The sequence below is a fragment of the Nonomuraea sp. NPDC048882 genome, assembly GCF_040649755.1.
Classification (GTDB): Bacteria; Actinomycetota; Actinomycetes; order Streptosporangiales; family Streptosporangiaceae; genus Nonomuraea; species Nonomuraea maheshkhaliensis.
The window spans coordinates 40800-53887 of sequence record NZ_JBEZGB010000032.1; the positions used below are offsets into that span (position 1 = coordinate 40800).

Below are 13088 nucleotides of genomic sequence, written 5' to 3' on the forward strand. Positions count from 1 at the left end.
TCACCCTTCGGCGATCACGTACGCGATGGCCACGCCCGCGTCATGGCTGAGTGAGACGTGCCACCGCTTGACCCCCAGCTCGTACGCCACCTCGGCCACCTTCCCCGAGACGCGCAACTCGGGCTTGCCCAGCTCATCACAGTGAACCTCGGCCTCCAGATGACCAAGCCCCTTCGGCGCGCCGAGCGCCTTGGCCACCGCCTCCTTGGCGGCGAACCTGGCGGCCAGGGAGTGCACCGCCAGCGGCCGCTCGACCTCGGTGAACAGCCGGTCCCTGAGCTGCGGCGTACGATCGAGCGCGGCCTCGAAGCGGGCGATGTCGACGACGTCCACGCCGATTCCCAGGATCATCGTCCCAGCCTACTCAGAACGGCCCGCGCTCCCACGGACCCCAGATCGCGATCGACATACCCTGTCTGGCCTGCACGTTGACGTAGAGCGTGTGACCGCCGGGACCGAACGTGGAGCCGGCGAACTCGGCGCCCGCGTCGTCGGCGATCGGCTGCAGCCGGCAGAAGTCGAAGATCTGCCCCGCCTTGCTGAGGCCGCGCAGGTAGTTGTCGCCGTCGCCGTCCTCGCACAGCACCAGCGTGCCGCGCCTGCTGGCGGTGACGTTGTCGGGCAGGTCGAGCACCGACGCGCGGGGCGATTCGTAGGCGAGCTTGAGCCGGCCGCTCCACGTCTCGTACGCCCACACCTGCCCGCGCCCCTTGCCGAACCCGTCGGGCGCGGTGTCGCCCGGCGCGGTGGCCCCGCCCTGGGTGGAGACGAAGTAGATCGTCCCCTGATGGTGGACCGCCCCCTCCAGCCGGGAGAAGATCGCCGCGCCCTTCCGCCTGCCCTGCTTGCCCACGGCCTGGACGGCCACGTCGTTGGCCGGCCTGCCGGTGAAGTCGGGGTCGGGGTCGTCGATGTCCACCCACGTGGCCGCGTACGTGGCACCGGGCTCCTGCCCCTCGGACAGGTCCTTGCGCTCCGCGCCCTTGACGGCGAGCATCTGCAGCCGGCCGCCGTCGAGCAGCCGCCCCGCCAGGATCGGATGCTTGGGCGGCAGGTAGCGGTAGAAACCGGACGGGAAGCCGAAGTTGTCCTCGGTCAGGTAGATGGCGCCGGAGGAGGGGTCGAAGGCGGCCGACTCGTGCGGGAAGCGTCCGGCGGCCCTGATCGGCCTGGCGCTGGCGGCGCGCCCGATCGGCACCTCGAAGAGGTAGCCGTGCTTGCGCGTCAGCTTGGAGTTGTCGCCGCCGGAGAAGTCGTCGCCCACGTCGGGCCCGTTGACGGTCTCCTCGCAGGTCACCCAGGCGCGCCAGGCCATGGGGCCGCCGGAGCAGTTCATCATGGTGCCGGTGAGCGAGGGCGCGCTGGTGATCACCTCGCCGTAGCGGGTGACGCGCAGCGTCGAGGTGCCGCCGCCGGCCATCGGGTCGTACGCCTTGTCCCTGTCGCCGAACGCGCCCACGGGCCCGTTGACCTCGTGGTTGCGGATCAGCACGGTGCTGCCCTTGGGGCCGGAGAAGGCCGCCATGCCGTCGTGCCTGCCCGGCACCGTGGACCCGTCGTCGAACTTGTCGCCGACCACGCTGAACGAGCGGTATTTGAAGCCGTCGGGCAGGTGCAGCCGCACCTTGCCGTCACGCAGGTCCTTGACCGGGCGCAGCGGGCCGTAGCCGGACACGGGCTCGGCCCCGCCCCTGGCTCCGGCGCAGGCGACCCCGGCGAAGGGCCCGGCGATGCCGGCGACGACGTTGGAGATGAAGCGACGACGGTCCACGGATAACCTCCCGTCCGGACAGTAGCCGCCCGCGATCCGTTTCAGCACGGCTTCGGCAAGACCAGTTCTCTTTCCCCGATCGGAGTCGCGGTAATCCCACGTCTTCGTCCACAGGCTGTGGATCGAGGGGTGACCCCCGCCCATGATCCGATTCGTCCCGCATCGCTACGCTGCCTAGGTGAACAACGGCTACGTGGACCTGAGCAGGGAGCAGTGGAGCGAGCTCCGCAAGAACACGCCCTTGACTCTCACCGCAGACGAGCTGGAAGAACTACGCGGCCTCGACGACCCCATCGACCTCACCGAGGTCACCGACATCTACCTCCCCCTGACCCGGCTGCTCAACCTGCACTTCACCGGGTCCAAGCAGCGCAGCAGCGTGCTGAGCGCGTTCCTCGGCCATCCCGAGCATCGCGTCCCCTACATCCTGGGCATCGCGGGCAGCGTCGCGGTCGGCAAGTCGACCACCGCCCGCCTGCTGCACACCCTCCTCGCCCGCTGGCCCGAGCACCCGCGCGTGGAGCTGATCACCACCGACAGCTTCCTCTACCCCAACGCGATGCTCGAATCCAGGAAGATCATGCATCGCAAGGGCTTCCCCGAGAGCTACGACCGGCGGGCCCTGGTCAGGTTCGTGGCGGAGGTGAAGGCGGGCGTGCCCGAGGTGCACGCACCCGTCTACAGCCACCTTGAGTACGACATCGTCCCCGGCGCCAAACAGACCGTGAAAAATCCTGACATCTTGATCATCGAAGGGCTCAACGTCCTCCAGCCGGCCCCGCCCACGTCCCTCGCGGTCAACGACTACTTCGACTTCTCCATCTACGTGGACGCCAAGGTCGAGGACATCCGCACCTGGTACGTCGACCGCTTCCACAAACTGCGCCGTACGGCCTTCGAGGACCCGAAGTCGTACTTCCGGCACATCGCGGAGATGTCGTACGAGGAGGCCACGGCCTTCGCGGTGAACGTCTGGCGCGACATCAACGAGCGCAACCTGATCGAGAACATCGCCCCCACCAGGGGCCGCGCGGACCTCGTCCTCAAGAAGGGCGCCGACCACTCGGTACGGCGGGTACGCCTCCGCCAGACATGAAGACCTCCTCGAACAGGTAACGCCCGAACCTGCCCGCACACTCCTGGTCGTCGATGTCGGCGAACCAGCACTCCTCACCATGGTCGTGACATATGAACGCGATCATGCGAAAAAGCCTCGCGTATCCGCGTCAACACATCGTCAACGTCCGATCGACGACAATGGTCACGTGCTGCATCTGCGACTGATCGTCCCCGCCGCGCGCACCGACGAGGCGACGGCGGTGTTGGAAGACTGCCCCGGCGTCACCAACATCGTCGTCCTGCCGGGCGCGGCCCGCGACCCGCGGGGCGACGTCGTGCTCTGCGACGCGGCCAGAGAGTCGGCCAACGAGGTGCTCGGCCGGCTGAAATGGCTGGAGACCGAGGGCTCCATCGCGGCCGAGCAGATCGAGCTGTCGCTGTCGGAGGCCGCGCGCGACGCCGTCCACGAGGCGCCGGGCGAGCCGGACGACGCGGTGATCTGGGAGCAGTTGTCGCAGAAGGTCTACGCCGATTCCCGCATCACCTGGGCCTACCTGGCCTTCCTGGCCATCGCCACCCAGCTCTCCGGCATCGCCGTGCTGCAGGACTCCATCATCCTCATCGTCGGCGCGATGGTGCTCGGGCCCGAGTTCGGCGCGGTCGCGGCCATCTGCTTCGGCCTGCTGCACCGCAACGGCCACCTGGTCGTCAACGCGCTCAGGACGCTGGTGGTCGGGTTCGGGGTGGCGATGGCGATCACGTACGCGTGCGCGCTCGTCTCGTACTGGCTGGGCTGGATCGTCCCCGGCGACCTCGACACCAGCGCGGAGTTCCAGTTCATCGTCAAACCCGACCGCTGGTCGTTCATCGTCGCGCTGCTGGCCGGCGCGGCGGGGGTGCTGTCGATCACGGCGGGCAAGTCGTCGGCCCTGATCGGCGTGTTCATCTCGGTCACCACGGTCCCCGCGGCCGGCTACGTGGCGGTCGCCTCGGCGCTGGGCGACTGGAGCGAGGTTTCCGGCTCGGTCGCCCAGCTCGCGCTCAACCTCGCGGGGATGATCATCGCGGGCACTCTCACCCTCCTGGTCCAGCGGAAATTCTGGCCTCAAGTAGGACGTCGTTCATCCGTCTGACCGAGGCGCGACGCGTGAGCACCCCGGTAGTGTCCGGCTCATGCACATCCTCGCCACCGAGGGGCTGACCAAACGCTTCCCCGCCGTCACCGCGGTCGACCAGCTCACGGTCACCGTGGGCCCCGGGGTCACCGGTCTGGTCGGGGCGAACGGCGCCGGCAAGTCGACGTTGATCAAGATCCTGCTGGGCCTGCTGCCGCCGTCCGGCGGCGGCGCGCGCGTGCTCGATCTCGACGTCACCGCGCGCGGCGCCGACATCCGCAGGCTCGTCGGTTACATGCCCGAGCACGAATGCCTGCCCCCCGACGTCTCCGCCACCGAATTAGTCGTTCATTTCGCCCGGATGTCCGGGCTGCCCCGTACGGCCGCACGCGAGCGCGCCGCCGACGTGCTGCGGCACGTCGGGCTGGCCGAAGAGCGTTACCGGCCCGTCGGCACCTACTCCACCGGCATGAAGCAGCGGGTCAAACTGGCCCAGGCGCTCGTCCACGACCCGAAGCTGATCTTCCTCGACGAGCCCACCAACGGGCTCGACCCGCGCGGGCGCGACGAGATGCTGACGCTGATCAGGCGTATCGGCACCGAGTTCGGCATCAGCGTGCTGGTCACCTCCCACCTGCTGGGCGAACTCGAACGCATCTGCGACCACGTGATCGTCATCGACGCGGGGCGGCTGCTGCGCTCGTCCGCGATCGGGGAGTTCACGCAGGTCACGCAGACCGTCGAGGTCGAGGTGGACGAGGGTCTCGACGACCTGGCCGCCCACCTGTCCGCCGGTGGCCAGACCGTCTCGCGGCAGGGACGCCTGCTGGTGGTCAAGGTGACCGGGCCCGAGTCGTACGACGCCATCCGCGACGCCACCGCCGAGCTGGGCCTATGTCTCATCCGCCTCGAACAGGGACGCCACCGCATCGAGGACGTCTTCAGGGACGAGGTCGCACATGTCTGAGATCTACGACATCGGGTACCGCCACTACGACGGCCCCCGGCTCGGCCGCGGCTACTCGACCCGGGCGCTGACCGTGCACAGCCTGCGCGGCGTCTTCGGTCTCGGCCGTCCCGCGCGCAGCAAGATCGTGCCGTTCGCGCTGGTCGGCATCATGTTCATCCCCGCGATCGTGAGTATCGCGATCATGGCCCTGGCCCAGCAGCGCGGCATCCCCTACAGCGGCTTCGCGGTCGTCATGCAGGCCGTGGTGGCGATCTTCTTGGCCGCGCAGGCCCCTGCGGTCGTCGCTCCCGACCTGCGCTACCGCGTGCTGCCGCTCTACCTGTCGCGGCCGGTCTCGATCACCGAGTACGTCGGCGCGAAGGTCGCGGCGATGACCATGGCGGTGTTCGCGCTGATCGCGGCGCCGCTCACGCTGGCCTACGTGGGTGAGCTGGTGGTCGACATGCCCGGCCCGCCGGCCACCGGCGAATACCTGGGCGCGATGCTGATGGCGCTCGTGCTGGCCCTGCTGCTGTCGGCGTTCGGGCTGGCGCTGGCCTCGTTCACGCCGCGGCGCGGGCTCGGCGTGGCCTCGGTGATCACGGTCTACCTGCTGTCGTCGGCGTCGGTGCCGGTGATCTACGCCACCTTCGCCGAGACCGGCAACGTGGAGACGGCCAAGTGGGCCTGGCTGGCGAACCCGTTCTGGCTGGTCGACTCCGTCCAGAGCTGGCTGTTCGGCACCCCGCCGCACTCCATCGAGGGCGACTACCCCAACGGGCCCGCCTCGGCGTTGCTCCTCGTGGTGCTGATCGCCGTCGGCCTGCTCGCCCTGGCGCTGCGCTACAGGAAGGCGGCCGCGCGATGAAGATCGAGCTCTCGCAGGTTTCCCGCTGGTACGGCAACGTCGTGGCGGTCAACGACGTCACGATGACCATCGGCCCCGGCGTCACGGGGCTGCTCGGGCCGAACGGCGCGGGCAAGTCGACGCTCCTGCACATGATGGCCGGCTTCCTGGCCCCGTCGGGCGGCTCGGTCACGCTGGACGGTACCAGGGTCTGGAAGAACCACCATATTTACCGAAATATCGGCCTAGTTCCTGAAAGAGAGGGCGTGTACGGCTTCCTGACCGGCTGGCAATTCGTCCTCTCGGCCGCCCGCCTGCACAACCTGCCCGACCCGATCGAGGCCGCCCGCAAGGCCCTGGCCACGGTCGAGATGGAGGAGCCGAAGGACCGGCGCGTAGAGACGTACTCCAAGGGCATGCGCCAGCGCGTCAAGGTCGCCGCCGCGCTCGTCCACGACCCGGCCGTGCTCCTGCTCGACGAGCCGTTCAACGGCATGGACCCGCGCCAGCGCCTGCACCTCATGGACCTGATCCGCACGATGGGCACGGGCGGCAAGACGATCCTGTTCAGCTCCCACATCCTGGAGGAGGTCGAGCGGGTCGCCCAGCACATCGAGGTGCTGGTCGCGGGCCGGCACGCGGCGTCGGGCAACTTCCGCGAGATCCGGCGGCTGATGACCGACCGGCCCCACCTGTTCATGATCCGATCGAGTGACGACAGGCGGCTGGCCGCGGCCCTGGTCCGCGACGACTCAACCGGCGGCATCACGCTGCGCCCCGACGGGCTGGAGGTCCAGGCCACCGAGTTCCGCCGCTTCGCCCGCCTGCTTCCCCAGGTCGCCAAGGCCGAGGGCGTGCGCCTGCACCAGGTCTCCCCGGCGGACGAGGACCTGGAGAGCGTCTTCTCCTATCTGATCAACAGGAGCAGCTGATGAACACCGTCGTAGCGGGCATCACCTACCGCGCCCTGCTGGGCCGGCGGCGGATCATCCTGCTCCTGCTGCTGCCGGCGGCCCTGATCGGCCTGGCCGTGCTGCTGCGCCTGTTCAGCGCCGACGACCAGGCCACGACCGTGCTGCTGATGAAGAACTTCGCGATCGGCACCATGCTGCCGCTGCTGGGCCTGATCGCGGGCACGGGCGTCATCGCGCCGGAGATCGACGACGGCACGATCATCCACCTGATGTCCAAGCCGATCTCCCGCCCGGTCATCGCGCGGACGAAGTTCCTGGTCGCCGCGTCGCTGCTGGCCGTGTTCGCGGCGGTGCCGACGTACGTGGCGGCCTGGATCCTGGTCGGGAACGAGGACGGCATCGCGCCCGGGTTCGCCCTGGGCTCACTTGTGGCCGGCATCGCGTACGCCGCCGTCTTCCTGCTGCTCGGCGTGGTCACCCGGCACGCGGTCACGATCGGCATCATCTACGCGCTGGTCTGGGAGAGCCTGGTGGGCAACCTACTGGCCGGCGCCCGTACCTGGTCGATCCAGCACTGGGGGCAGTCGATCGCCGCGCAGCTCTCCGACTCGCCGTTCTTCCAGGCGGACGTCTCGCTGAGCTTCGCGATCCCGGCGCTGATCATCGTCACCGTCGGCGCGGTCCTGTGGGCCGGGCAGCGGCTGCGCGCGTTCTCCCTGACCGGCGACGAGTGAGAATGACCGTCCATCGGGCGCGCCGAGGCGCCCGATGGACGGTCGTTCGTCAGACGCAGGCCGTACGGACCACGTCGGCCAGGCGGCCCGCCACCTGCGTGGCGTGCTCCTCCGACGCGGCCTCGACCATGACCCGGATCATCGGCTCGGTCCCGCTCGGCCTGATCAGCACCCGGCCGGCCTCGCCCAGCTCCGCCTCCGCCTCCGCGACGGCCGCGACGAGCTCGGGCACCGCGGCCTTGCCCCGGTCGACGTCCTTGACGTTGATCAAAATCTGCGGCAGCGGCGTCATCACCGAGGCCAGCTCCTTCAGCGGCACGCCCGACTTGGCCACCACGCCCAGCAGGTGCAGGGAGGTGAGCAGGCCGTCGCCGGTGGTGGCGTGGTCGAGCATGATGACGTGCCCCGACTGCTCGCCGCCCAGGTTGAAGCCGTCGGACTTCATCCGCTCCAGCACGTAGCGGTCGCCCACCGAGGTCTCCACCACGGTGATCCCCGCATCGCGCATCGCCAGCTTGAAGCCCAGGTTGGACATCACGGTCGCGACCACGGTGTCCTTGGCCAGCAGGCCCTCGCCGTGCATGGCGGCGGCCAGGACGGCCATGATGTGGTCGCCGTCGACGACGGCGCCGGTGTGGTCGACCGCGAGGCAGCGGTCGGCGTCGCCGTCGTAGGCCACGCCGAGGTCGGCCCCGCGCGAGATGACCACCTGACGGAGCTTGTCCAGGTGGGTCGAGCCGTGGCCGTCGTTGATGTTGAGCCCGTCGGGCCTGGCGCCGATGGCCTCGACCCGCGCTCCCGCGCGCACCAAAGCCTCGGGCGCCACCATGTGGGCGGCCCCGTGAGCGCAGTCGACCACGACGTTCAGGCCGTCGAGGGCCGCGGTCATCGTGGTCAGCACGTGGGAGATGTAGCGGTCGGCCTCACCGTACGCGTCGCGCACGCGCCCGACGCCGGAGCCGACGGGGAAACTCCACTCCTCGCCCAGCCGCCGCTCGATCTCGTCCTCGACCGCGTCGGACAGCTTGAAGCCGCCGCGCGCCAGGAACTTGATGCCGTTGTCGGGCGCCGGGTTGTGCGACGCCGACAGCATGACGCCGAGATCGGCGCCGAGCGCGGCGGTGAGGTGGGCGACGGCCGGGGTGGGCAGCACGCCGAGGCGCAGCACATCCACTCCAGACGCCGCGAGGCCGGCGACCACGGCGGCCTCGAGAAACTCTCCCGAGGCACGCGGGTCCCGGCCCACGACCGCCACCGGCCGGTGTTTACCGGATCCGGTGGCGGAGAACGCGCCTGCATCGCCGAGGACGTGAGCGGCCGCCACGGACAAGTCCATGGCGAGCTCCGCCGTGAGGTCGCGGCCCGCGACCCCACGTACCCCGTCGGTGCCGAAAAGGCGCGCCAACTTAGCGCTTGCTGTACTGCGGAGCCTTGCGGGCCTTCTTGAGGCCGTACTTCTTCCGCTCCGTGGCGCGGGCGTCACGGGTGAGGAAGCCGGCCTTCTTCAGCGGCGGGCGGTTGACCTCGACGTCCAGGACCGCCAGGGCGCGGGACAGGCCCATGCGCAGCGCGCCGGCCTGGCCGGTCACGCCGCCGCCGTCGATGCGCGCGATGACGTCGAACGCCTCCTCGGCGCCGAGCACCACGAAGGGCTCGTTGACGATCTGCTGGTGGACCTTGTTCGGGAAGTAGGCGTCCAGCGAACGACCGTTGATCGTCCACTTGCCGGTGCCGGGGACGATGCGCACGCGGGCGATCGCCTCCTTGCGGCGACCGGTGCCGTACGAGTTGCCCGTCGTGACGGGCTTGCGCACGGGCGCGTCAGCGCTGGCGGTGGATTCGGTGGTGTACTCGGACGGGAACTCCTCGCCGGAGAAGTCCTCCACCTCGGCCGTCTCTACGACCGTCTCGACACCAGTGGGCTCAGCCACGGTTCTCCTCTAACTCTTTCGAACTACTACTGGGCGATCTGGGTGATCTCGAACGGCACCGGCTGCTGGGCCTGGTGCGGGTGCTCAGAACCCGCGTAGACCTTCAGCTTCTTGGCCATCTTCCGGCCGAGGGAGTTCTTCGGCAGCATGCCCTTGACGGCCTTCTCCACTGCCTTGTCGGGCCGCTTGTCCATGAGCTCGCCATAGCTGACGGAACGCAGACCGCCCGGGTAGCCCGAGTGGCGGTACGCCTTCTTCTGCTCACGCTTGTTGCCGCTCAGCGCGATCTTGTCGGCATTGATGACGATGACGAAGTCACCGGTGTCGACATGGTTCGCGAAGATCGGCTTGTGCTTGCCGCGGAGCAGGGTCGCGACGTGGCTGGCCAGCCGGCCCAGCACGACATCGGTCGCGTCGATGACGTACCACTGACGCTGGACGTCGGCGGGCTTCGGTGAGTACGTGCGCACGGTCGTAGCCTTCTTTATGCTCGCGTCTTCGGCGCTGTCGGATGTGACAGCTACATTGGTCGGTCGGTGCGGGCACACGACGGCCCGGACCTTCCGTCTCCGCAACACGGGAGATGACGCCGGACGCGCCGCGCATTGGTCGCGCTGGACCTATGCACACAACGAACCTAAGCTACCCGCCCTGAGGCGCGCAGGTCAAAAGACCGGTAACCCTGTGCGAGTCTACCTGACCGCAGAACGGTTCGATTTCGTTTCCCTGGGACCCCTTCTTTCCCAGGACCAGACATCCCTATCGTTGGCGGCGGTATGTGGCAGAACTCTCGCACCCGGCAAACCCAGCGCGGCCATCGGCGCCGGAGTCACCTGGGTGTGCTGGCCTGCCTCATGGCCGTGCTCTTCACCGGCGTACTGATCGGCCGGCTGACCACCGACCCCGACCCGGCCCGCCACGTCTACCTCGACGAGACCGCCCCGCCCGCGGCCGCCACCGCCAACCCCGCGCCGACGGCGGCGAGGAAGGCGCAGCAGCTCGAAAGCATCCCCAGGGGCGTCACGACCAGGAAACTGCCCAGCGGCGCCCCGACGCCCCGGCCGACCAGGTCGTCGAAGGACCAGATCCCGGGCTTCGCCTCGGAGGACCGTACGCGGGTGCTCGGTGGCGAGGACGGCGGCGTCCAGGTGCTGGCGGGCGTCGCCTCGCGCGTGGTCTCCCTGACGAACTCGGCCAGGTCCAGGCGCGGTTGCGCGCCGCTCAGGGTGGACGGCGGGCTCACCCGCTCCGCGCGTACGCACTCGCTGGAGATGGCCCGCACGGGGCAGCTCTCGCACAACTCCCCCGACGGCGCCTCGCCGTGGGACCGGATGGAGCGCGCCGGATACCGCTGGGGCGCCGCCGAGAACATCGGCGCCGGCTACCGCACCGCCGACGAGGCCGTACGCGGCTGGCTGGACAGCCCCGACCACCGCAGGAACATTTTCGACTGCCGCCTGCGGGCCATCGGCGTGGGCGTCGCGTCGGGCCCCGGCGGCCCCTGGTGGACCCAGGACTTCGGCACCCAATGACATCACCCCCGGCGGGGGTCCGATTCCTCCCCGCCTTCAGGCCAGGATCTCCTCAGAGGCATCTGATGACAAACATCACGGTAGTGTCGCCGCATGGTTTCCAACGGCGATAGGGAACGCGAGAACGGCACGGGCGATGCCCCCTTCGCCCCTTTCGGCCCCGGCCCCGCCGGTGGCGCCCCCTACGGAATGGGAGGCGCGCCCCGAGGCGGCGCGCCCGCGGGCGGCGCGCACGCGGCTGCCGGAGCTTCGGGTGGCAGGCCCCTGAACAGCGACCCCTTCGACAGCGGACCCCCGAACGGCGGATCTCGCAACGGCGGCGCCCATGGCGCGCCCGCGAACGGCGGTCCCAACGGTGGCGGACCCGCGAACGGCGGCCTCATCGGTGACTTCAACGGCGGTTCCAGCGGTGGCGGGCCCACGAGTGGCGCCTTCATGACCAGCGGCCCGGCGGGCGGCGGTCCCGGAGGCGGCGGCCCCGGTGGTGGCCTTGGCGGCGGCCCCGGTGGTGGCCTTGGCGGCGGCCCCGGTGGCGGTCTTGGCGGCGGCCCCGGCGGGCCTGTTGGCGCCTCTGGCGGCCCCGGCGGTGGCTCTGGCGCCGGCCCCAGCGGCGGCCCTGGTGGCGGCGGCCCGTCCGAGGGCCTTCCCAGCCGTGGCAAGCGCGCACGTGGCGGCCCCTCCGGCGGCTCGCACGGCGCGGGAGGCCCCGGCGGTCCTGGCGGCCCCGGCGGGGGCGACCCCGCGGGCGGCTTCTTCGGCGGCGGTCCCGCAGGGGGCGGCCGTCCGGGAGACGACCGGCCGGGCGGAGACCAGCCAGGTGGCGGCCGTTCCGGTGGAGGGCCTTCCGGCGGAGGCCGTTCCGGTGGACGCCGGGCCGGAGGCAGCCCGTTCGGCGGCGGTTCCTTCGGCGGCGGCGACCCGTTCGGCGGCGACAGCGGCGCGTTCGGCGTCAACCCCGGCCCAGGCGGTCCTGGCGGGCCAGGCGGTCCCGGCGGCGCGAACCCCGACTCCGGCGCGCCGGACGACGACAAGTCCGCGACCGGCAAGGGCCGCCGTTCCCGCAGGGGCAAGGCGGACAAGGGCGACAAGGACCCCGCCAAGGCCAAGGACACGTCCAAGAAGAAAGACGACGCCGGCGACGACACCACGTGGGTGCCGCAGAGCAAGGTGGGCTGGAGCCCGTACGACGAAGGGCAGCGCTCCCGCGCCCCGCTGTGGTTCGCGATCGGCGGAGTGCTGGTGCTCGGCCTGCTCGGCGGCGGCCTGACCCTGATGTGGAACGCAGACGGCCCCGTGACGGCCGAGACCGCCGCCACCCGCCAGACCTCGGCGCCGCTGCCGTCGGTCCCGGCCGGCAAGTACGGCTTCGCGGCCGCGCGCACCACCGACCCTGACGCGATCACGGTCAAGGAGGTCTTCGGCAAGAGGAAGAAGATCACGATCTCGGGCCGCAGCTACGAGATGACGATCACCAGCAAGGACAAGAAGTGCACCGACGGCGCTCTGGGCGACACACTCCAGAAGGCGCTCAAGTCCGCCAAGTGCACCCAGTTCGTCCGCGCGAGCTTCCGCGACAAGTCCGCCACGGTGATCGGCACGGTCGGGGTGGCCAACCTCAAGACGAGCAAGCTGGCGATCAAGGTGGCCAAGGCCGGCGACACCAAGAACTACGTCAAGCCGCTCGCGGGCAAGGACACCGTCACGAAGTTCCTCGGCTCGGGCAGCGGCGGCGCGAAGATCTCGACGTACGGCCACTACGCGATCCTGTTCTGGTTCCAGAACAAGGACGGCACGAAGCCCGACGCGAAGGGGACGAAGCGGATCGCGCAGGCCATCAACGACATCAGCAAGGCCACCGTCTTCCAGGCCCTCGACAACCGGGCACTGACCGGAAGCCGGGCGAGCTGATCGGCATTGTGGGGCATAAGCGCCGGTAGAGGACTCGTGTTGCTGCTGGGAACATCCATACCGACATAACGATCTCGCTACTCTCGCTAGGCTCCAGCTATGCGTGGCCAGGAACCCGGGTCTGAGCACGATCACAGGGAAGCCGAACGCTCGGCCGCACCGGTGACGCCACCGCCGAGCTTCGGCCAGACCAACGGGCGAGACGTTCCACCGGCGTCCCCTTCGACCGACCCCTCAACCGACCCCGCGATCGACCCCCGGACCGGCGCTCCGACCGACGCCGCACCCGGCGCCCGGTCCGCACCAGGGACCGACACCGCGTCCGGCG

The 13088-nt window shown here is 70.0% G+C and carries 13 protein-coding genes; 8 read left to right on the plus strand and 5 right to left on the minus strand.

The window, feature by feature from the left end; translation table 11 throughout:
* On the minus strand, positions 1–351 hold the full coding sequence (locus AB0C27_RS53345) for a holo-ACP synthase (RefSeq protein WP_346110082.1): 351 nt from the start codon (positions 349–351) through the stop codon (positions 1–3).
* 13 nt (positions 352–364) lie between these two features.
* Positions 365–1771, minus strand: coding sequence for an alkaline phosphatase PhoX (locus tag AB0C27_RS53350; protein WP_357862511.1), 1407 nt, complete (start codon positions 1769–1771; stop codon positions 365–367).
* A gap of 193 nt (positions 1772–1964) precedes the next feature.
* Here AB0C27_RS53350 and coaA point away from each other — a divergent pair, with 193 nt between their 5' ends.
* From coaA to AB0C27_RS53380, 6 genes are all read left to right on the plus strand, one after another.
* Entirely contained in the window at positions 1965–2867 is a 903-nt protein-coding gene (gene coaA, locus AB0C27_RS53355; RefSeq protein ID WP_357862562.1) for a type I pantothenate kinase, read from the plus strand.
* 169 nt (positions 2868–3036) lie between these two features.
* Entirely contained in the window at positions 3037–3963 is a 927-nt protein-coding gene (locus AB0C27_RS53360) for a DUF389 domain-containing protein (protein WP_357862513.1), read from the plus strand.
* 40 nt (positions 3964–4003) lie between these two features.
* A complete protein-coding gene (locus tag AB0C27_RS53365) occupies positions 4004–4912 on the plus strand; it encodes an ABC transporter ATP-binding protein (protein WP_357862515.1) in 909 nt (302 codons plus the stop codon).
* The gene (locus AB0C27_RS53370) at positions 4905–5762 is read left to right on the plus strand and encodes an ABC transporter permease (RefSeq protein WP_357862517.1); all 858 of its coding nucleotides are present in this window, start codon (positions 4905–4907) and stop codon (positions 5760–5762) included. Before AB0C27_RS53365 ends, AB0C27_RS53370 begins: the two co-directional genes overlap by 8 nt.
* A complete protein-coding gene (locus tag AB0C27_RS53375) occupies positions 5759–6673 on the plus strand; it encodes an ABC transporter ATP-binding protein (protein WP_357862519.1) in 915 nt (304 codons plus the stop codon). Before AB0C27_RS53370 ends, AB0C27_RS53375 begins: the two co-directional genes overlap by 4 nt.
* On the plus strand, positions 6673–7389 hold the full coding sequence (locus tag AB0C27_RS53380) for an ABC transporter permease subunit (protein ID WP_346110076.1): 717 nt from the start codon (positions 6673–6675) through the stop codon (positions 7387–7389). Before AB0C27_RS53375 ends, AB0C27_RS53380 begins: the two co-directional genes overlap by 1 nt.
* Positions 7390–7438: 49 nt before the next feature.
* Here AB0C27_RS53380 and glmM read toward each other — a convergent pair whose 3' ends face one another.
* From glmM to rplM, 3 genes are read right to left on the minus strand one after another with little or no spacing between them, the layout of a single operon-like run.
* A complete protein-coding gene (glmM, locus tag AB0C27_RS53385) occupies positions 7439–8794 on the minus strand; it encodes a phosphoglucosamine mutase (RefSeq protein WP_357862522.1) in 1356 nt (451 codons plus the stop codon).
* Position 8795: 1 nt separating this feature from the next.
* Positions 8796–9320 carry a 30S ribosomal protein S9 gene (gene rpsI / locus AB0C27_RS53390; RefSeq protein ID WP_357862524.1) on the minus strand — a complete coding sequence of 175 codons (525 nt, stop codon included), beginning with the start codon at positions 9318–9320 and terminating at the stop codon, positions 8796–8798.
* 26 nt (positions 9321–9346) lie between these two features.
* On the minus strand, positions 9347–9790 hold the full coding sequence (gene rplM, locus AB0C27_RS53395) for a 50S ribosomal protein L13 (RefSeq protein ID WP_106236123.1): 444 nt from the start codon (positions 9788–9790) through the stop codon (positions 9347–9349).
* A gap of 306 nt (positions 9791–10096) precedes the next feature.
* Between rplM and AB0C27_RS53400 the strand changes: the two genes are divergently transcribed.
* On the plus strand, positions 10097–10852 hold the full coding sequence (locus tag AB0C27_RS53400) for a CAP domain-containing protein (protein WP_357862526.1): 756 nt from the start codon (positions 10097–10099) through the stop codon (positions 10850–10852).
* A 435-nt stretch (positions 10853–11287) separates the two neighbouring features.
* Positions 11288–12760 carry a hypothetical protein gene (locus tag AB0C27_RS53405; protein ID WP_357862528.1) on the plus strand — a complete coding sequence of 491 codons (1473 nt, stop codon included), beginning with the start codon at positions 11288–11290 and terminating at the stop codon, positions 12758–12760.
* Positions 12761–13088 lie beyond the last annotated feature (328 nt).